Origin of the sequence: Priestia sp. 179-F W1.4 NHS (assembly GCF_045369295.1) — a bacterium.
In the GTDB taxonomy this organism is placed as follows: Bacteria; Bacillota; Bacilli; order Bacillales; family Bacillaceae_H; genus Priestia; species Priestia zanthoxyli.
The window spans coordinates 1-19,895 of the sequence record NZ_JBIQFF010000004.1; the positions used below are offsets into that span (position 1 = coordinate 1).

Annotated in this window: 17 protein-coding genes; 10 read left to right on the plus strand and 7 right to left on the minus strand. The window is 37.4% G+C overall.

Annotated elements, in window-relative coordinates; all coding sequences use genetic code 11:
* Positions 1–316 precede the first annotated feature (316 nt).
* The 6 genes from gyrA to dnaA all read right to left on the minus strand — a co-directional run bounded on the left by gyrA (position 317) and on the right by dnaA (position 9,226).
* Positions 317–2,827 (minus strand): DNA gyrase subunit A, encoded by a 2,511-nt coding sequence (gene gyrA / locus ACH0CI_RS18595; RefSeq protein WP_406902074.1) that lies wholly within the window; start codon positions 2,825–2,827, stop codon positions 317–319.
* Positions 2,828–2,953: 126 nt separating this feature from the next.
* Positions 2,954–4,870, minus strand: coding sequence for a DNA topoisomerase (ATP-hydrolyzing) subunit B (gene gyrB / locus ACH0CI_RS18600; protein WP_028411910.1), 1,917 nt, complete (start codon positions 4,868–4,870; stop codon positions 2,954–2,956).
* 240 nt (positions 4,871–5,110) lie between these two features.
* Positions 5,111–6,229 carry a DNA replication/repair protein RecF gene (gene recF / locus ACH0CI_RS18605; RefSeq protein ID WP_013054823.1) on the minus strand — a complete coding sequence of 373 codons (1,119 nt, stop codon included), beginning with the start codon at positions 6,227–6,229 and terminating at the stop codon, positions 5,111–5,113.
* A gap of 14 nt (positions 6,230–6,243) precedes the next feature.
* Positions 6,244–6,459 carry a S4 domain-containing protein YaaA gene (yaaA, locus tag ACH0CI_RS18610; protein ID WP_013054822.1) on the minus strand — a complete coding sequence of 72 codons (216 nt, stop codon included), beginning with the start codon at positions 6,457–6,459 and terminating at the stop codon, positions 6,244–6,246.
* Between the two features lie 100 nt (positions 6,460–6,559).
* On the minus strand, positions 6,560–7,696 hold the full coding sequence (dnaN, locus tag ACH0CI_RS18615) for a DNA polymerase III subunit beta (RefSeq protein WP_013054821.1): 1,137 nt from the start codon (positions 7,694–7,696) through the stop codon (positions 6,560–6,562).
* Positions 7,697–7,882: 186 nt separating this feature from the next.
* Positions 7,883–9,226 (minus strand): chromosomal replication initiator protein DnaA, encoded by a 1,344-nt coding sequence (dnaA, locus tag ACH0CI_RS18620; protein ID WP_028411911.1) that lies wholly within the window; start codon positions 9,224–9,226, stop codon positions 7,883–7,885.
* 754 nt (positions 9,227–9,980) lie between these two features.
* Between dnaA and rpmH the strand changes: the two genes are divergently transcribed.
* The 10 genes from rpmH to ACH0CI_RS18670 all read left to right on the plus strand — a co-directional run bounded on the left by rpmH (position 9,981) and on the right by ACH0CI_RS18670 (position 19,192).
* Positions 9,981–10,115 carry a 50S ribosomal protein L34 gene (rpmH, locus tag ACH0CI_RS18625; protein WP_013059930.1) on the plus strand — a complete coding sequence of 45 codons (135 nt, stop codon included), beginning with the start codon at positions 9,981–9,983 and terminating at the stop codon, positions 10,113–10,115.
* Positions 10,116–10,225: 110 nt separating this feature from the next.
* Positions 10,226–10,579 (plus strand): ribonuclease P protein component, encoded by a 354-nt coding sequence (gene rnpA, locus ACH0CI_RS18630; RefSeq protein WP_013059929.1) that lies wholly within the window; start codon positions 10,226–10,228, stop codon positions 10,577–10,579.
* Positions 10,580–10,693: 114 nt separating this feature from the next.
* The gene (gene spoIIIJ / locus ACH0CI_RS18635; RefSeq protein ID WP_028411912.1) at positions 10,694–11,458 is read left to right on the plus strand and encodes a YidC family membrane integrase SpoIIIJ; all 765 of its coding nucleotides are present in this window, start codon (positions 10,694–10,696) and stop codon (positions 11,456–11,458) included.
* Positions 11,455–12,084, plus strand: coding sequence for an RNA-binding cell elongation regulator Jag/EloR (jag, locus tag ACH0CI_RS18640; protein WP_028411913.1), 630 nt, complete (start codon positions 11,455–11,457; stop codon positions 12,082–12,084). The genes spoIIIJ and jag overlap by 4 nt, the downstream gene beginning before the upstream one ends.
* Positions 12,085–12,392: 308 nt before the next feature.
* The gene (gene mnmE, locus ACH0CI_RS18645; RefSeq protein WP_406902075.1) at positions 12,393–13,781 is read left to right on the plus strand and encodes a tRNA uridine-5-carboxymethylaminomethyl(34) synthesis GTPase MnmE; all 1,389 of its coding nucleotides are present in this window, start codon (positions 12,393–12,395) and stop codon (positions 13,779–13,781) included.
* A gap of 22 nt (positions 13,782–13,803) precedes the next feature.
* On the plus strand, positions 13,804–15,693 hold the full coding sequence (mnmG, locus tag ACH0CI_RS18650) for a tRNA uridine-5-carboxymethylaminomethyl(34) synthesis enzyme MnmG (protein ID WP_013059925.1): 1,890 nt from the start codon (positions 13,804–13,806) through the stop codon (positions 15,691–15,693).
* A 30-nt stretch (positions 15,694–15,723) separates the two neighbouring features.
* Positions 15,724–16,440, plus strand: coding sequence for a 16S rRNA (guanine(527)-N(7))-methyltransferase RsmG (gene rsmG, locus ACH0CI_RS18655; protein ID WP_406902076.1), 717 nt, complete (start codon positions 15,724–15,726; stop codon positions 16,438–16,440).
* A 135-nt stretch (positions 16,441–16,575) separates the two neighbouring features.
* Positions 16,576–17,451 carry a nucleoid occlusion protein gene (gene noc / locus ACH0CI_RS18660; protein ID WP_047749551.1) on the plus strand — a complete coding sequence of 292 codons (876 nt, stop codon included), beginning with the start codon at positions 16,576–16,578 and terminating at the stop codon, positions 17,449–17,451.
* A gap of 117 nt (positions 17,452–17,568) precedes the next feature.
* Complete coding sequence (locus ACH0CI_RS18665; protein ID WP_013059922.1) at positions 17,569–18,351, plus strand: ParA family protein; 783 nt, start codon at positions 17,569–17,571, stop codon at positions 18,349–18,351.
* Positions 18,323–19,192 (plus strand): ParB/RepB/Spo0J family partition protein, encoded by an 870-nt coding sequence (locus tag ACH0CI_RS18670; RefSeq protein WP_013059921.1) that lies wholly within the window; start codon positions 18,323–18,325, stop codon positions 19,190–19,192. The genes ACH0CI_RS18665 and ACH0CI_RS18670 overlap by 29 nt, the downstream gene beginning before the upstream one ends.
* Before the next feature lie 32 nt (positions 19,193–19,224).
* Here ACH0CI_RS18670 and yyaC read toward each other — a convergent pair whose 3' ends face one another.
* Positions 19,225–19,845, minus strand: a complete 621-nt coding sequence (gene yyaC, locus ACH0CI_RS18675; RefSeq protein ID WP_028411915.1) for a spore protease YyaC — start codon at positions 19,843–19,845, stop codon at positions 19,225–19,227.
* Between the last annotated feature and the right edge of the window lie 50 nt (positions 19,846–19,895).

Here is a 19,895-nt window from a genome sequence, read left to right on the forward strand (position 1 = left end):
TTAGGCACGCCGCCAGCGTTCATCCTGAGCCAGGATCAAACTCTCCGAAGAAATGTTTGACTTGCTCATTTAAAAAAATAAAAATTAACGTTGACGTTTACTATTTCGTTCAGTTTTCAAAGAACTCTTGTCTTAAAGCGACTCCTATATAATAACACTTTATAAGAATCATTGTCAACACTTTTATATAACTTTTTTTAAAACTACTAAAAAACTTATATGTGTTTTGCTGACTTTTTATATATTACCAAAATAAAAAGCCTATGGCAAGGTTTTTTTGCATAAAAAAAAGCCCCTGCTTTTTCAGGGGCTTTTTTTATTCTTCCGTTTCTTCAGCTTCAATTATTATATCTGTCTCTTCATGTTCATTTAATTCATCTAATACTTCGTCTTCATCTTCTGAAGTTTGTACTTTTGCAACCGTTGAAACAAACTCTTCGTCTCCTAAACGGATGACTTTGACACCTTGTGTGTTACGGCCCATTTGTGAAATATCTGAAACAGAAACACGGATAAGAACGCCGCTTACTGTGATAAGCATAATATCTTCTTCTTGAGATACGCATTTCAGTGCGACAACATCACCATTTTTATCAGTGATATTACATGTTCTTAAACCTTTACCGCCTCTTGTTTGTACACGATATTCCTCAATCGGCGTACGTTTTCCGTAACCATTTTTCGTAATGATCAAGATATCTGATTGTTCTTCGAGAATCTCCATACCGATTACTTCATCTTCTGAATCGAGAGTAATCCCTTTAACTCCAGTAGCTGTACGTCCCATTGAACGAACATCATTTTCATTAAAACGAATTAACATACCCTTCTTCGTTCCAATAACCATATCGCGCTTACCATCTGTCAATTTAACAGAAATCAATTCATCTTCTTCTCTTAAATTCAAGGCGATAAGTCCGCTATTTCGAATGTTCTCAAAAGAAGATAAAGGTGTACGCTTAGAAATTCCTTGTTTTGTAGTAAAGAATAGATACCAATCGTCTACAAATTCATCGACGCGAATGATGGCATTTACCCATTCACCTTTGTCTACTTCTAATAAGTTAATAATAGGTATCCCTTTAGCCGTTCTTCCATACTCTGGAATTTCGTATCCTTTCGTACGGTAAACTTTTCCCTTATTTGTAAAGAAGAGAATCGTATCATGAGTAGACGTTGTTAGAAGATGTTCAACGAAATCATCTTCGTTTGTATTCATTCCTTGAATACCTCTTCCGCCTCTTCGCTGACTCTTATACGTAGAAACAGGCAAACGTTTAATATAGCCGTTGTGCGTTAAGCTAATAACAATATCTTGGCGAGGAATCAGATCCTCGTCTTCGATAATTTCAGCTCCTCCGCTTACGATTTCTGTTCGACGGCCGTCATTGAATCTTTCTTTTACTTCTATTAGTTCTTCTCTAATAATTTCTAATACTTTTTCTTCATCTGCTAAAATAGCTTTTAATTCAGCAATTAGCGCTAATAAAGATTGATATTCCGCTTCAATCTTCTCTCGCTCTAATCCTGTTAAACGCTGCAGGCGCATATCCAAAATAGCTTGCGCTTGTTTTTCAGATAACGAAAACTGCGTCATTAATCCTTCACGTGCAATATCTGTTGTTTGAGAACCTCTAATTAAAGCAATAACAGCATCTAAATTATCAAGAGCAATCTTTAAACCTTCTAAAATATGCGCGCGTGCTTCGGCTTTTCGAAGTTCAAATTCAGTACGACGACGAATCACCACTACCTGATGGTCTAAATAGTACTGTAGACATTGCTTTAAGTTCAATACTTTTGGCTGTCCATCTACTAATGCAAGAGTATTAATACCAAAACTTGTTTGAAGAGATGTCTGCTTATATAAGTTATTTAATAAAACATTTGCATTTGCATCACGTCTTACTTCAATAACAATACGCATACCCGAACGGTCAGACTCATCTCGTAAGTCCGTAATTCCATCAATCTTCTTATCACGAGCTAGCTCGGCAATTTTTTCAATTAGCTTTGCTTTATTTACTTGGTATGGAAGTTCATGAACAATAATAGTTTGTTTACCATTGTTTTGTTCTTCAATTTCTACTTTTGCGCGAACAATAATAGAACCTTTCCCAGTTTCATAAGCTTTACGAATCCCGCTGCGGCCAAGAATTTGTCCTGCAGTTGGGAAATCCGGTCCTGGAATAATCTCCATTAACTCTGCAATTGTGATATCAGGGTCTTGACTTACAGCTAAAACGCCGTCAATGACTTCCCCTAACTGATGCGGAGGAATATTTGTCGCCATACCTACCGCAATTCCGGCTGAACCGTTTACAAGTAAATTTGGAAATCTAGCAGGTAATACAATTGGTTCACGTTCAGAACCGTCATAGTTATCTTGATAATCAATTGTATCTTTATTGATGTCACGTAACAGTTCCATCGAAACTTTTGACATTCTTGCTTCTGTATAACGCATAGCTGCTGCTGCATCTCCATCAACAGATCCAAAGTTTCCATGACCGTCAATTAGCATATAACGATAGCTAAAATCTTGTGCCATACGAACCATTGTTTCATATACAGCTGAGTCACCGTGTGGGTGATACTTACCAATTACTTCTCCTACGATACGAGCTGATTTTTTATATGGCTTATCCGATCCCATACCTAAATCATTCATTGCATATAAAATACGACGGTGCACGGGCTTAAGTCCGTCTCTTACATCTGGTAAAGCACGCGATACAATTACGCTCATTGCATAATCTAAAAAGGATGCGCGCATTTCTTGACTAATATTTACTTCTCTTATTTGAGAGTTTGGTTTATCTGACATCGATAAGAACCTCCTTCGCGAAGTTCAGTATAGTAATTCATATATATGTAAACGCAGGATAGAACCTATCTCTATCCTGGCGTTTATATACCCTTTATAAAAAATATAAAGGGTATTACCGTTCATTTAAATATCGAGATTTTTTACGTACTGAGCATTTTCTTCAATGAAATTACGGCGCGGTTCTACTTTGTCGCCCATTAAAATTTCAAATGTCTCATCAGCTTCAATTGCGTCTTGCAAGTTCACCTGAAGAAGGGTACGGAATTCTGGATCCATTGTTGTTTCCCATAATTGTTCAGGATTCATCTCTCCTAGACCTTTGTAACGCTGAAGGTTTGGTTTTGCGCCTTCAGGGAAAGAAGCTAATACCTCTTCTAATTGACGATCGTTGTACGCGTACTCTACTTTTTTACCTTGTGAAACTTTGTAAAGCGGCGGCTGGGCAATGTACACATATCCGTGCTCAATAATCTGTCTCATATAGCGATAGAAGAACGTTAGAAGAAGCGTACGAATATGCGCACCATCTACGTCTGCATCTGTCATAATCACAATTTTATGGTAGCGGGCTTTCGAAATATCAAAATCGTCACCAATACCCGTTCCTAGAGCGGTAATGATTGTACGAATTTCGTTATTAGATAAAATTTTATCTAAACGCGCTTTCTCTACGTTGATAATTTTACCGCGCAAAGGCAAAATAGCTTGGAAATGACGGCTTCTTCCCTGCTTAGCTGAACCTCCAGCAGAGTCACCCTCTACTACATAGAGTTCGCTAATAGAAGGATCTTTTGATGAACAATCTGCTAATTTACCCGGTAAGTTTGAAATTTCAAGCGCGCTTTTACGTCTTGTAAGCTCACGAGCTTTTTTAGCTGCCATTCTTGCTCTTGCAGCCATTAAACCTTTTTCAATTACCTTTTTCGCCACAATAGGGTTCTCTAGCAAGTAAGTTTCTAAGTGTTCTGCAAACACAGAGTCAGTAATTGTTCTTGCTTCACTATTTCCCAGCTTTGTTTTTGTTTGTCCTTCAAACTGCGGATCTGGGTGCTTAATAGAGATAATAGCTGTAATTCCTTCACGAACATCTTCACCCGTTAAATTGGCGTCACTATCTTTAAATACGCTGTTTTTACGTGCATAGTCGTTAATTACACGCGTTAACGCTGTTTTAAATCCTGCTTCGTGCGTTCCACCTTCATATGTGTGAATGTTGTTTGCGAAAGAATATAAATTACTTGTGTAGCTATCGTTATATTGAATAGCAATTTCTACAGAAATGTTGTCTCGATTACCTTCAATATAGATCGGCTCTTCGTGAATCACTTCTTTCGAACGGTTTAAGTGTTCAACGTAAGACTTAATTCCGCCTTCGTAATGGTATTCACGTCTTTTATCTTCTTCACGTTTGTCTTCAATCGTAATTTTAATGCCGCGGTTTAAGAAAGCTAACTCACGCAGACGATTAGCTAACGTATCAAAATCGTATTCAAGCGTTTCTGTAAAAATTTCACCGTCTGGATGGAATTGAATAACAGTACCTGTTTTATCTGTTTCTCCAACTACTTTTAAGTCAGCAGCCGGTACACCTCGTTCATATTTTTGATAATGAACTTTACCGTCACGATGTACGTGTACTTCCAAAGAGGTAGAAAGTGCGTTAACAACTGAGGCACCTACACCGTGTAATCCACCAGATACTTTATAGCCGCCGCCGCCAAATTTACCTCCGGCATGAAGAACCGTTAAGATAACTTCAACAGCAGGTCTGCCCATTTTTTCTTGAATACCAACTGGAATTCCACGACCGTTATCTTTGACTGTAATACTATTATCCTTTTCGATAATAACATTAATTTCATCGCAATAGCCGGCCAGCGCTTCATCAATACTATTATCTACAATTTCCCATACAAGATGATGTAAACCCTTTGCGCTCGTCGATCCAATATACATCCCCGGACGTTTACGAACAGCTTCTAATCCTTCTAATACTTGTATCTGATCAGCTTCATATGCTTGTACTTCTTTTTGTTCCATCGTCAAATGTATCACCTACACTTTTTTTTAACAGCAAACTGCTGTATTTATCATTTTGTATTATGTTTTTCGAATATTATGTGGAAATAATACGGAGCCTTTAATGTATTTGCCATTTGTTTACTTATGCACAAAATTTTCATAATCGAGGGTACGAGTTGAAATATATAGACTTAAAACTATAATGATATCATATTTCAGTTAGATTGCCTTGTGAAAAGTTTTTAGACAGATCAATTGCTATTTGACCTTTTGAATTTGGCCAGCTTCTACATGATATGTAGCGGCTTTTTCTAAGGTCTCGTGATGAATTCCTTCAATGCTCGTTGTCGTTACAAACGTCTGAACTTTTCCTTGGATGGTATTTAGCAAGTGTGATTGACGAAAATCATCTAATTCAGACAATACGTCATCTAAAAGCAAAATTGGATATTCACCTACTTCTTGATGAATTAACTCAATTTCAGCAAGCTTTAACGATAAAGCAGTCGTCCGCTGTTGCCCTTGTGAACCAAATGTTTGAACGTCTTTTTCATTAACGTAGAAAAGAAGATCATCACGGTGTGGTCCTGCTAAGGTGACACCTCTATCAATTTCTCTACTTTTTATTTTATCAAACTTTTGATGATATGCTTCTAACATTTTCGACAAATCTGCATCTTCTGATACATCAATTGAATTCTTATACTCAATTTTTAATGTTTCTAAGTCTCGACTGATCCCTTTATGAATAGGCTCTGCCCACTGTTGGAGTAACTGTAAAAACTCAAAACGTTTTTTTAAGATTTTCGCTGCCATTTCACTTAACTGTAACGTAAGTACGTCTAAAAGTGAAAGATCCGTTTGTTTTTTTGTCTGCAGCTGCTTCAAATATTGATTTCTTTGCTGCAAAATCTTTTGATACCTGCTTAAATCATGCATGTAAACAGGCGAAACTTGACCAATTTCCATATCGATAAATTTGCGCCTTACTTGCGGACTCCCTTTAACTAGGTTCAAATCCTCCGGAGCAAACATGACAGTGTTAATTGACCCTATATATTGACTGAGTTTTTTCTGCTCAATGTGATTATATTTTGCTTTTTTCCCTTTTGTTGAGATGACTAAATCCAGTGTAACGGGCCCTCTATGCTTTTCTACAATGCCCGATAGCTTTGCATACTCACAGTCCCATTTAATTAATTCTTTGTCGTTGGACGTACGATGAGATTTAGCCATAGATAATACGAAGATCGATTCCATCACGTTTGTTTTACCCTGTGCGTTTTCACCCAAAATGACGTTTACTTTATTTTCAAAGGGAATCGTTGTCTTCGTATAGTTTCGGTAATTTGTTAAAGTAATTTCTTTAATATACAAACGTTTCACCAACTTTAAGTAATAACAACAAATGATCCTGCAGCCGGTATATCCACTTCGTCATTTGCATATAATTTACGTCCCCGGCGCTCTTCTAGCTCCCCGTTCACATATACTTCGTGCTCACTTAAAAACCATTTTACCATTCCACCTGTTTGAATGACGTCTGCTAGTTTTAAAAACTGGCCAAGCGTAATGTATTCAGTTGAAATTTTAACCTCTGTTTTCATGCGACTCTCTCACTTTCTAATGATGTATCTCTATTTTACTAAATAATTCTTCTTGAGAAAAGAAAGCTACTAGTACGGCATGCTAGTAGCTTTCTGAGATTTAATATGTTCGCACTGGTAAAATCAGCTGCAGCATTGAATCATCCTCTAATGTTCGAATGACAAATGGACGCATCGCACCAGTGAAGTTAATTTTGATATCTGTTCCTTCGAGCGCTTTTAATGCGTCTAACATATATTTTGCGCTAAAAGAAATTTTTAATTCTTCTCCTGAGATAGACTGACTTTGTACCTCTTCAATTACTTTTCCGATTTCAGGAGAGTTAGAAGAAATTTCAACAATTCCTTCATCTAGCGTAGATAGTTTTACTACGTTGTTTCTTCCTTCACGAGCTAATAAAGAAGCACGGTCAATCGATTGTAAAAATTCTTTTACGTTCAATATAACATCCGTTTTACTATCGGCTGGGATCAATCTTGAAGTGTCAGGATAATTTCCGTCCAGTAATCTTGAGAAAAATAGTAAGTGTTTTGTTTTGAATAATACTTGATTTTCCGTGATAACGATGTCTACTAATTCATGAGAATCATCAAGGATCTTACTGAATTCACTTAAACTTTTACCTGGAATAACCACATTATACGTTGCTTCATTTCCAGTTTCAATGGTCGCTTTTCGCAAAGCTAGACGATGACTGTCAGTGGCAATACACGTTAATTCTTTGCCGTCGACTTTCCAGTTTACACCTGTCAAGATAGGTCGTGTTTCTGAGGTGGACACTGCAAAGACAGTTTGTCGAATCATGTTTTTTAATAAGTCTGTCGGTAATCTAAACATGTTGTTTTCTTCGATCTGTGGCAAATGAGGATACTCTTCTGCATCTAAACCATTTAAGTTAAATTCAGCTTTTCCTGAACGAATGATTGTTAAAAAGTGACTTTGGACGTCCAATTCTACGATGTCTTTAGGAAGCTTTTTGACGATTTCACTAAAGAAACGAGCTGGGAGAACAACGCTTCCTGGTTTTTGGATATCAACAATCTCTTTTCCTTCTTCCTCGTTTGGAATAAACGATTCAATAGAGATATCGGAATCACTTCCGGTTAAAGTAACACCTTCTTCAGTCGCTACAATTTTAATCCCTGTTAAAATCGGAATTGTTGTTCTAGAAGATACAGCTTTCATAACGTCTTGAACGCTTTGAACTAGGTAGTCTTTCTGTATGATAAATTTCATAATAATTAATCCTCCTTAAAAGTAGGTTTAAAAGCTTATTATTTATTATATTTTAAGATAGTAGTAGTAATAGGGGCTGTGGAAATGTGGATAACCCCTAAAAACGTGAGAACACAGCCTATCCACATGTGGACAGACTGTGTACAATCCTAACTCACTTATACACAAAATACAAGTAAAAAAAGCCTATATTTTTAGTGATTCACTTATTTCTTTAATTTGTTTTTGTAGGTCAGTATCTGTTTGAACAAGTTTTGAGATTTTTTCATGAGCATGGATGACCGTAGTATGGTCTCGCCCGCCAAACTCTTCTCCAATTTTAGGAAGCGAAAAATCCGTTAGTTCGCGAGAAAGGTACATGGCAATTTGTCGAGGAAACGCTACTGACTTTGTACGTTTCTTCGCTTTGAAATCATCTAATTTTATATTAAATTCTTGTCCAACAATCTGTTGAATATCTTGAATCGTAATAACCCTAGGTTTTGAACTAGGAATGATATCTTTTAATGCTTCTGCTGCTAAATCAGCGTTTATATCTTTATTAATTAGTGAAGAATAAGCTACTACGCGAATAAGTGCTCCTTCTAATTCTCTGATATTTGAATCAATCTGATTGGCGATATAAAGCATAACTTCATTTGGAATAACTAAGCCGTCCGCTTTTGCTTTTTTACGCAAAATAGCAATTCGTGTTTCCAAATCTGGTGGTGTGATGTCTGTAATAAGGCCCCATTCAAAGCGAGAACGAAGTCGATCTTCAAGTGTAGGAATTTCTTTCGGCGGTCGATCACTTGAGATGACAATCTGCTTGCTTTCTTCATGAAGCGTATTAAACGTATGGAAAAATTCCTCTTGTGTCTGCTCTTTACCCGCTAAGAATTGAATATCATCAATCAGTAAAACATCTACATTGCGGTATTTGTTGCGGAATTCTACTGCTTTATTGTCACGAATAGAGTTAATAAACTCATTTGTGAATTTTTCAGATGATAAGTACACGACTTTAGCGGCAGGATTATGATCTAACACATAGTGGCCTATTGCGTGCATTAAGTGTGTTTTACCTAATCCTACTCCCCCGTAAATAAAAAGCGGATTATACGCTTTAGCCGGCGCCTCTGCTACTGCTAAAGAAGCTGCATGGGCAAAACGATTCCCAGATCCGATAACAAATGTATCAAAGGTATACTTCGAATTTAGCATACTTTGAGGGAATTCTGCTCCTTCGTCTTTATTGACTTTCTTTTTAGGAGTTTGAATATCGAATTCTTCCTCGGCCTGGTTAGGAGGAATAATAAATTTCACATCTAACTCTTCCCCCGTAAGGTCGTAAAGTGTTTCAGCAATTAAATTAGAATACCTAGATTCTAACCAGTCCCGTGCAAAATCATTAGGCGCAGTAATAATGAGCGTGTCTCCTTGCAAAGCATGAGCTTTTGTCGATTTGAGCCAGGTTTCAAAACTAGGTTTGCTTAATTTTTTTTCAATTTGATCTAAAGCTCTGTTCCATAAATCATGAATGTTTTCCAACGAGTAACCCCTCCTTTTTCTAGTTTTCATGCGCTTTGTACAACCCTTGTACAACCTGTACAAAACCTTATGCATAAAAAATTTATATTTATACAATTGCTATTATGTGGGTAAATATATATTATAGAAGAAAGCCGACTATTCGACAGATTCCACATGGTGTGGATAACTTTATACAGTGATAGTGGAAATGATGTCCACAAGTTGTCCACAGTTTGTGGATAAAAACCAACTGTGGAAAAGTAATTAAGAGTGAAAACAAAAATATAATATCAAAGAATTCGGCATGATGCAATGAATTTTCGAAACTTATCCACAATCACTACACCTTGTGGAGAAAAGTTTTCCACAACACAAGATAGTGTGCATGAGTTGTCGATAAGAAATGGAAAAGTAGAAAAATGTCGAAAAAACTTATCCACAAAGGTTTAAGAGAAGAATTTGAATAAAAAAGAGGCTTTTTATAACATTTATTGTTGTAGTTTTGTTCAGTAACGATGCGATCGCAGCTGGTAGAGAAAGAAAAAGAGATGAAAAGGAAAAATTTTTTCTTTAATAAATCAATGAATTTTATTGATTAGGTATAGACAATTGGGTTATAAAGATATTAGAATGAAGAAGATTGAGTAAAACAGATAATGAAACCAAGAGATTGAAAATTTTATTTTTTAAATAACATTGACATCTTCTTAGTCTTTTCATTATAATTGCAAGGACTGTCTTTTTCAGTTATTCCTCGAGGAGGTGTTTATAGATGAAAAGAACTTACCAACCAAACAAACGTAAGCACAGTAAAGTACACGGTTTCCGCGCTCGTATGAGCTCAGCGAATGGACGTAAAGTTTTAGCTCGTCGTCGTCGTAAAGGAAGAAAAGTATTATCAGCATAATAGACCACTGACGCCAGTGGTCTTTTTTCGCTTTCTAAGGCTAAAATCACCTCTGTTCCTGTAGGGACTACATAAAAGCATGACCTGAAAAAGGGCAGGAGTTGTTAAAAATGAAAAAAAGATATCGTATAAAAAAGAATGATGAATTTCAAACCGTTTTTAAAAAGGGCAAGTCCGTAGCGAATCGCCAATTTGTCTTGTATGTTCTAGACAAACCGGATCAAGAACATTTCCGCGTAGGATTCTCCGTGGGCAAAAAGATTGGAAATGCCGTGACTCGTAATCGAGTTAAGCGCCTTGCTAAACAAATTATGTTTGAATTCACACCGTATTTAAAGCAAGACAAAGATTATATTGTAATTGCAAGGCAGCCTGCTGCAACAATGAGCTATGAAGAAATTAAAAGCAGTTTGCAGCATGTCTTTAAGCGTGGCAAATTACTTACACATAGACAAAACGATTAATAAACAATAGAAGAAAAGCCTTTAATAGCTGTTGTTTTTCTACCGCATCCTTATATAATGGATTTTGACGCACTTTCAGAATTGAAAGGTGAACATGTAGAAGGAGGAAAACAGGTGAAGAAGAAGTTGTTTTTAGGGATAACGCTTATCTTTCTATTAACTGTTTTAGCGGGTTGTACGGAAATGAACCAACCTATTACAGATGATAGTAAAGGTTTTTGGAATGAGTATGTTGTGTATCCGCTGTCATTAGTCATTACGTATCTGGCGGAGGTATTTAAAAGCTATGGAGTTGCGATCATCGTTGTCACGATCCTGATTCGCTTACTTATTCTACCGCTTATGATCAAACAGATGAGAAACACGAAAGCAATGCAGATGCTTCAGCCCGAAATGCAGAAGTTAAAGGAGAAGTACAGTTCAAAAGATGCCCAGACGCAGCAGCAATTGCAGAAAGAAACGATGGCATTATTCCAAACTTACGGAGTAAATCCTTTAGCTGGGTGCTTCCCAATTCTAATTCAAATGCCCATTCTTATTGGGATTTTCCACGCGATTACACGAACTTCGGAAATCGCAAACAACAGCTTTTTATGGTTTGATTTAGGTGCGCGTGATCCGCTATTTATCTTACCAATTGTCGCAGGAATCACAACGTTTATTCAGCAAAAGATGATGATGGCCGGAAATGCAAATCAAAATCCTCAAATGGCTATGATGCTTTGGATTATGCCGATCATGATTGTGGTTTTTGCAATCAATTTTCCAGCCGCCTTATCTCTTTATTGGGTAGTGGGAAATCTATTTATGATTATTCAAACCTACTTCATTAAAGGGCCAGACTTAAAACAAGCGAATATTGAAGGGGTTAAAAAATGAACGAAATCACAATTACGGCCCAGACGATTGAAGCTGCTGTTCAAGAAGCATTAAATGCTTTAGAAGTAGAGCGAAATCAAACAAATGTAGAAATAATTGAACCAGGTAAAAAAGGATTTTTAGGAATCTTTAAGGGAAAACCCGCAGTTGTAAAAGTTACAAAAATAGTTGACCCTGTAGAGGAAGCGGTTCATTTTATTACAAATGTTAGCCGTGAAATGGGGATTTCGATTCATACGAACGTCAAAAAAACCTCCAGAAACTGCATAATTGAGATTAGTAGCGATTCAGCGGGAATGTTGATTGGAAAACATGGACAAACCCTCAATGCGCTCCAGCTTCTCACACAATTGGTAGCTAATCGATACAGTCAGCAATTTTTAAATGTTGTCTTAAATCCAGAAGGCTACCGGGAAAAACGAAAAGAAATGGTCGAAAAACTGGCATTAAAAATAGCTAATCAGGCGATTAAAACGAATCGATCTGTTCAACTAGAACCAATGCCTTCCCATGAAAGAAAAATGATTCACCAAGCGTTAGCTAAAAATTCTTTAGTTGAGACACAATCCGTTGGCAAAGAACCCAAAAGAAGTATTTTGGTTCAGCCAGTTGCCAAAAAGCACTAGCAAAATAAGCTAGTGCTTTTTTATATGCTTATTTTTATCGATCCAGCGTTCAAAAAAATCAAGATGCATACGTTGTTATTCACATGTGGATAAGTTAAAATAGTACATACTGCCTGTTTTTCTTGCTGTGCATAACAGAAGAACGTTAGAGATGTTCCAAATCGGTGAATTGTGGTATTCTATTTATTTGGTTCATACAAATCACGGGCCTTAAAATAGATGTTTCTGTTCGTAGAAAATTGTTAACGATGATAGTATATAACATCGTTTAAAATAAAAGGTTTATAAAATGAAATGAGGTGAAGTTGGTGCTAGATTTTGATACAATTGCGGCCATTTCTACACCAATGGGAGAAGGAGCTATTGCCATCGTCCGCCTGAGTGGTGAAGAAGCAATTACGATTGCAGATCGTATCTTTAAAAGCGTTTCGAATAAACGATTAACAGACGTAGCTTCTCATACTATTCACTACGGTCATATCTTAGATCCCAAGACGGAGCAAGTCGTTGAAGAAGTGATGCTTTCCATTATGAAAGGTCCCAAGACATTTACTAGAGAAGACATTATTGAAATTAACTGTCACGGAGGAATTGTATCCGTTAATCGTGTGCTGCAGTTAGTTATTGCAAATGGTGCCCGTTTAGCCGAGCCAGGTGAGTTTACAAAACGAGCATTTTTAAATGGTCGAGTAGACTTATCACAAGCAGAAGCTGTAATGGATTTAATTCGTGCCAAAACAGATAAAGCGATGAATATGGCAATTGGCCAAATGGAAGGGCGTTTGTCCAAGCTAGTACGTCATTTACGCCAGGAAATTCTCGAAACACTTGCCCATGTAGAAGTGAACATTGACTATCCAGAATATGACGATGTAGAGGAAATGACTCACCAAGTGTTGATCGAAAAAGCTTCAAATGTACGCCAAGAAATTGATAAGCTTCTTCAAACCTCTCATCAAGGGAAAATTTTAAGAGAAGGATTAGCTACGGTTATTATTGGACGTCCTAATGTAGGGAAATCTTCTCTTCTAAATAGTTTAGTGCAAGATGCAAAGGCTATTGTCACAGACATTCCTGGAACGACGCGAGATGTGATCGAAGAGTACGTTAATGTGCGAGGAGTTCCTCTACGATTAGTTGATACAGCTGGAATTCGTGAAACAGAAGATATTGTAGAACGAATTGGTGTGGAACGCTCCCGTCAGTATTTGAAAGAAGCGGATTTAATTTTGCTTGTGTTGAATTTCAATGAAGAATTAACGGACGAAGATAAAAAGCTATTTGAAGCTGTAGAAGGCATGGACGTTATTGTCATTGTGAATAAAACAGATCTTGAGCAAAAAATTAATCTAGAGGAAGTGCAGCAATTTGCTGGTGATCATCCAGTAGTGACGACTTCGCTTCTTCAAGAACAAGGAGTGGATCAGCTTGAAGAAGCAATCGCAGCTCTTTTCTTTGAAGGAACAATTGAATCTCAAGATTTAACATATTTATCTAATACGAGACATATTGCGCTTTTAACGCAAGCAAGAGGAGCTATCGATGAGGCCATCACAGGTATTGAAAGTGGTGTTCCAATCGATATTGTCCAAATTGATTTAACAAGAACGTGGGAACTATTAGGTGAAATTATTGGTGATGCTGTTCACGAAAGCTTAATTGATCAGTTGTTCTCTCAATTCTGTTTAGGAAAATAGATTATTAAAGGAGGCTACTATTATGCAATATGAAGGTGGACAATATGATGTTATTGTCATTGGAGCAGGTCATGCAGGATGTGAAGCGGCGCTTGCTTCTGCGCGTATGGGTGCTAAAACGTTAACGTTGACCATCAACTTAGACATGGTGGCGTTTATGCCCTGCAACCCTTCTGTAGGTGGTCCTGCAAAAGGTATTGTCGTACGTGAAATTGATGCTCTTGGCGGAGAAATGGGTAGAAATATCGATAAAACTCATATTCAAATGAGAATGTTAAACACAGGAAAAGGTCCGGCTGTTCGAGCACTTAGAGCTCAAGCAGATAAATTTGCTTATCAGCATGAAATGAAAAAAACGTTAGAAAATGAAGAAAACCTAACCCTTATGCAAGGCATGGTAGAACAGTTAATTGTAGAAGACGGTGTATGTACAGGTGTTGTCACTCAAACGGGAGCTGTGTATAAAGCTAAAACAGTTGTTATTACGACAGGAACATTCTTACGCGGGGAAATTATTTTAGGTGAACTAAAATACTCAAGCGGTCCTAACAATCAACAACCGGCTATTAAGCTTTCTGAACACTTAGAGGAGTTAGGACTGGACATGGTCCGTTTTAAAACAGGAACTCCACCTCGTGTTAATAGCTCAACTATCGATTACAGCAAAACGGAGATTCAGCCTGGGGATGATGTGCCTCGTGCTTTCTCATATGAAACAACACAGTACATTACAGATCAATTGCCTTGCTGGTTAACATATACAAGTGAACAAACGCATCAAATTATTGATGACAACCTCCACTTATCCCCTATGTATTCTGGGATGATCAAAGGTACTGGACCACGCTACTGTCCATCTATTGAAGATAAGGTTGTGCGCTTTAATGATAAACCGCGTCACCAAATTTTCTTAGAGCCAGAAGGACGAAATACGCAAGAAGTGTATGTTCAAGGACTATCAACAAGCCTTCCTGAGCACGTACAGCGTCAAATGCTTGCAACAATTCCTGGTCTTGAAAAAGTCCAAATGATGCGTGCGGGCTATGCTATTGAATATGATGCAATTGTTCCGACTCAGTTATGGCCAACGCTGGAAACGAAGAAAATTAAAAATCTTTATACGGCTGGACAAATTAACGGAACGTCTGGTTATGAAGAAGCTGCAGGCCAAGGTCTTCTTGCCGGAATTAACGCGGGAAGAAGAGCGCTGGAACAAGAAGAAGTCATCTTAGGACGTTCTGATGCTTACATCGGCGTATTGGTGGATGATTTAGTAACAAAAGGAACAAATGAACCGTATCGTCTGCTAACATCGCGTGCAGAATATCGTTTATTGCTTCGTCACGACAACGCTGATTTACGCCTCACTGAAATTGGTCGTGAACTAGGATTAATCAGCGATGAGCGCTATGCTAAATTTGAACAAAAGAAAGCGGAAATCGAGCAAGAGAAGAAACGTCTTTTCTCTTTTATTATTAAGCCGAATGAAGCTGTTCAACAACTGATTAAAGAAGCTGGCGGCAGCGAATTAAAAGATGGCATTCGTGCGACAGATTTACTTCGCCGCCCTGAAATGACGTATACTCATATTCATCAATTAGCACCAGCGGATGAGACGGTAGATCCTGAAGTAGCTGAACAAGTAGAAATTCAGGTGAAATACGAAGGATATATTCAGAAATCACTTCAACAAGTTGAACGCTTGAAGAAGTTAGAAAACAAAAAGATTCCTGATTATATCGATTATGATGCAATTAACGGTTTAGCTACAGAAGCCCGTCAAAAATTAAACCAAGTGCGTCCACTAACGGTAGCGCAAGCTTCACGTATTTCTGGAGTCAACCCAGCTGATATTTCAATCTTGCTTGTTTATATTGAACAAGGGCGCATCGCTAAAGTATCAAATGATTAAAACTCTTAGGCGCGAAGAAAGGGAAACTCAATGAATATTCAACAGTTTCAACAGCTATTAGAAGAAAAGGGAATTTCTCTTTCTTCTAAACAGCTGAATCAATTTGAAAAGTATTATCAAGTTTTAGTGGAATGGAACGAAAAAATGAATTTAACTGCTATCACTGATCACGGTGAAGTGTATGAAAAGCATTTTTACGATTCTATTTCAGCTGCTTTTTTTCAAGACTTTACAGAAATTGAATCCATGTGTGATGTAGGGGCAGGAGCAGGATTTCCAAGTATTCCGATCAAAATTTGTTTCCCGCATTTGCATGTAACCATTGTTGATTCGTTACAAAAGCGTATTACGTTTTTGACGCATCTTGTAAATGAGCTTGAACTAGACAATGTCACACTATGTCATGATCGAGCTGAAACATTTGGTAAAAAAGAAACGATTCGCGAGTCATTCGATCTTGTAACAGCAAGAGCCGTGGCACGTATCTCGGTTCTTAATGAATTTTGCTTACCGCTTGTTAAGGAACAAGGACGCTTTTTAGCAATGAAAGGTGCTTCTGCCCCTGAGGAATTAAAAAATGGGGAAAAATCATTTCAAGTATTAGGTGGAAAAGTGAAGTCGATTGAACATTTCCAATTGCCTTTGGAGCAAAGTGAACGTTACATTATTTTAATAGATAAAATAAAGAAAACGCCTAAAAAATATCCTAGAAAACCTGGTACCCCAATTAAGCTTCCATTAGAGTAGGCGGTAAATAGATAGAGAAGAAAATGTTTCATATGAAACATTTTCTTCTCTATATTTTCTGTTTAGAAAGCAGGATATGATTAAAAAACATCGAATTAGTTTAAGGCGGGATTTTCCTGAAGGTGGTGTGGGACTATGAAATCTGCTTTTTCACGTTTTTTTAATTTAAAAGAAAAAGATGAGGATATTCGTGTAGAGATTGAAACTGTCCAAGATGAAAATGTCGAAAAAGTTTTAAGAGATGAAGTAAAACAAATTAGGGTTTCAAGTATTATTCCGAATCGTTATCAGCCGCGTACTGTGTTTAATGAAGCAAAAATTGAAGAGCTAGCTCTTACTATTCATACACACGGTATTATTCAACCTATTGTGGTTCGACCGACTGAGGGCGAAGAATACGAATTAATTGCTGGAGAACGCCGGTGGAGAGCTGTACAAAGCTTAGGATGGGATACGGTTCCTGCAATTGTGAAACATTTTAACGATACAGAAACGGCCTCTGTGGCTTTAATAGAAAACTTACAACGTGAAGAGCTAACGGCTGTCGAAGAAGCACTAGCCTACGCAAAGTTAATTGAGTTACATAATCTTACCCAAGAGGCATTAGCTCAACGTTTAGGAAAAGGCCAATCCACAATTGCAAACAAGCTTCGTTTGTTAAAGCTTCCTGTTGAAATACAAGAAGCAATCAAACAAAAATTGATTACAGAGCGACATGCGAGAGCGCTCATTCCCCTCAAAAATCAAGAAAAACAACTTCAAGTATTAGCTGAGATTATTGAAAAACAATTAAATGTAAAACAAACGGAAGATCGAGTAGTTAAATTGTTAGAAACGCAGGTTAAAAAGCCAAAAGCAAAAAGAAAAGCGTTTAGTAAAGATACGCGTATCGCAATGAATACAATCCGTCAATCGTTGACAATGGTTAGTGACAGCGGTATTTCATTAAACACAGAAGAAGAAGAGTTTGATGAATATTTTCAGTTTACTATTAAGATTCCGAAAAAATAAAGAAATAGCCCTCATCTTTTTTTGATGAGGCTTTTTTATCAAAGTTTTTCGTCAGAAAATTCAATGAACAATAAAACTGTCTGGACAAATGGGATGGAAATGAAAGTAGGTGACAACATGGGGAAAATTGTGGCAGTTGCGAATCAAAAAGGCGGGGTTGGAAAAACAACAACCGCTGTTAATTTAGGCGCTTGTTTAGCTGAACAAGGAAAAAAGGTTCTACTTGTAGACGGAGATCCACAGGGTAACGCTACGAGTGGAGTTGGCATAGATAAAGCAGATGTAGATGAATGTATTTACAATGTAGTAGTGGAAGATATGGAAGCCAAAAACGTTGTGCGTTCAACAGCCGTCGAAAATTTATCAATCATTCCCGCGACCATTCAATTAGCTGGTGCAGAAATTGAATTAGTGTCGACTATTTCACGTGAAGTTCGACTTAAGAGAGCTTTAGAAACGGTGAAAGATCACTTTGATTATGTTATTATTGATTGTCCCCCTTCTCTTGGTTTACTGACATTAAATGCGTTAACTGCAGCTGATTCTGTTTTAATACCTGTACAGTGTGAATATTATGCGCTTGAAGGATTAAGTCAATTGCTAAATACCGTTAGATTAGTCCAAAAACATTTGAATAATCAACTGCGTATCGAAGGTGTATTGCTTACTATGCTTGACGCACGCACAAATTTGGGACTCCAGGTAACAGCAGAAGTGAAGAAGTACTTTCAGGATCGGGTTTATCAAACGATTATTCCTCGAAATGTTCGTTTGAGCGAAGCACCTAGTCATGGTGAACCAATTATCTTATATGATGCAAGATCTAGAGGGGCCGCAGTTTATACGGAACTTGCAAAGGAAGTGATTTATAATGGCGAAAGGATTAGGGAAAGGAATTAATGCCTTATTTTCAGGCTTAGATGCACAGGCTGATGATTCAATTCAGGAAGTTGCTATTCACGAACTTAGACCCAACCCCTATCAACCACGTAAAACGTTTAATAAAGAAGCAATTAATGAGTTAAAGCAATCCATTTTACATCATGGCATCTTACAGCCTATTGTAGCTCGCAAAAGCATTAAAGGCTATGAAATCTTAGCGGGTGAAAGACGATTTAGAGCTGCTAAAGAAGCTGACCTTGCTACTGTTCCTGTCATTATAAAAGACTTTTCAGAAAAGCAAATGATGGAACTAGCTTTGTTGGAGAATTTACAGCGTGAAGATTTGACGCCAATTGAAGAAGCAACCGCTTATCAATTGCTTATGGATAAGCTCGATATGACACAGGAGCAACTTGCTACACGACTAGGAAAAAGCCGACCTCATATTGCTAACTATGTTCGCCTCTTGCAACTGCCTGAGGAAATTCAAACCCTCATTTCTACTAATGAATTGTCTATGGGACACGGGCGTACGCTAGTCGGTTTAAAAAATAAAGCTCTTCTACCTAAAGTAGTTGAAAAAATACGCAAGGAACAATTAAATGTCAGACAGCTAGAGGCTTATATTGCTCACTTAAATAAAGCCGTTCCACGTGAAACATCAAAAACCAAAAAAGATAAAGATTTATTCATAAAACAAAGTGAAACACAGCTCCGTGAGCGCTTTGGTACCTCTGTTCATATTACACAAAGCAAGAAAAAAGGAAAAATTGAAATCGAATTTTTCTCTAAAGAAGATTTAAACCGTCTTCTTGAATTATTTAATGATCTTTCTCAGACCAATAAATCTTCTGTATAAAAAAGGTTGTCCTAGTTTTAGGACAACCTTTTTTATTGTTTATAGTGTCTTACAGTTTGGTAAACCGGAGAAGCATTAAACTCTTTCTCTCGTTCGTTGTGTACAGTCTCAATGCTTTTCGCAATTAAATCGGCAATGCACATAACAAGATGAAGCCTCGTATTTTGCAAGACGAAAAACTCCATAAATCCGCTCACGTTGACAACCCCTGTTATATGAATATCCCCGACTGGCGGCAATTCTTTATTAACCCCTGCTCCTGGTTTAACGGGTCCTATTCCAAGTGATGCAGAGCCTACGCTTTTCATACGACCTAAACAAGCATCAATTCCAATAATAAAAGGATTCGGGAAAAGCTTTTGAATATGTTTTAACGTTTCTTTCAAATTAACAGCATGAACAGGCTCTTCTAACGTTCCAAAAATATGAAAAGATGAAACCTTTTTTTCATTCAGTTTCGTTCCGACTAATGGACCCAATGAGTCCCCAGTTGAACGGTCCGTTCCAATACATACAAAAACAATTGGTCTGTCTTTCTGTGCTGGAAGTAAAGATAGTAACTGTGTACTCAGCTTCTTTATAGCAGATTCTTCATCATGAAATACGCGGGTTGAATGTTGTGTCTTCTCAAAGAAGGGAGATTTTAAATTCATAGGGTCCACTCCTTATACATAATAGTAACAGTATACGAAGATTTTGAAGA

What these genes read in the sequence shown, in the direction of transcription:
- ACH0CI_RS18665 (WP_013059922.1), top strand. Translation starts at nt 17,569, where the DNA reads ATGGGGAAAATTGTGGCAGTTGCGAATCAAAAAGGCGGGGTTGGAAAA.
- noc (WP_047749551.1), top strand. Translation starts at nt 16,576, where the DNA reads ATGAAATCTGCTTTTTCACGTTTTTTTAATTTAAAAGAAAAAGATGAG.
- rpmH (WP_013059930.1), top strand. Translation starts at nt 9,981, where the DNA reads ATGAAAAGAACTTACCAACCAAACAAACGTAAGCACAGTAAAGTACAC.
- gyrA (WP_406902074.1), bottom strand. Translation starts at nt 2,827, where the DNA reads ATGTCAGATAAACCAAACTCTCAAATAAGAGAAGTAAATATTAGTCAA.
- mnmG (WP_013059925.1), top strand. Translation starts at nt 13,804, where the DNA reads ATGCAATATGAAGGTGGACAATATGATGTTATTGTCATTGGAGCAGGT.
- rnpA (WP_013059929.1), top strand. Translation starts at nt 10,226, where the DNA reads ATGAAAAAAAGATATCGTATAAAAAAGAATGATGAATTTCAAACCGTT.
- jag (WP_028411913.1), top strand. Translation starts at nt 11,455, where the DNA reads ATGAACGAAATCACAATTACGGCCCAGACGATTGAAGCTGCTGTTCAA.
- yyaC (WP_028411915.1), bottom strand. Translation starts at nt 19,845, where the DNA reads ATGAATTTAAAATCTCCCTTCTTTGAGAAGACACAACATTCAACCCGC.
- gyrB (WP_028411910.1), bottom strand. Translation starts at nt 4,870, where the DNA reads ATGGAACAAAAAGAAGTACAAGCATATGAAGCTGATCAGATACAAGTA.
- rsmG (WP_406902076.1), top strand. Translation starts at nt 15,724, where the DNA reads ATGAATATTCAACAGTTTCAACAGCTATTAGAAGAAAAGGGAATTTCT.
- ACH0CI_RS18670 (WP_013059921.1), top strand. Translation starts at nt 18,323, where the DNA reads ATGGCGAAAGGATTAGGGAAAGGAATTAATGCCTTATTTTCAGGCTTA.
- dnaN (WP_013054821.1), bottom strand. Translation starts at nt 7,696, where the DNA reads ATGAAATTTATCATACAGAAAGACTACCTAGTTCAAAGCGTTCAAGAC.
- yaaA (WP_013054822.1), bottom strand. Translation starts at nt 6,459, where the DNA reads ATGAAAACAGAGGTTAAAATTTCAACTGAATACATTACGCTTGGCCAG.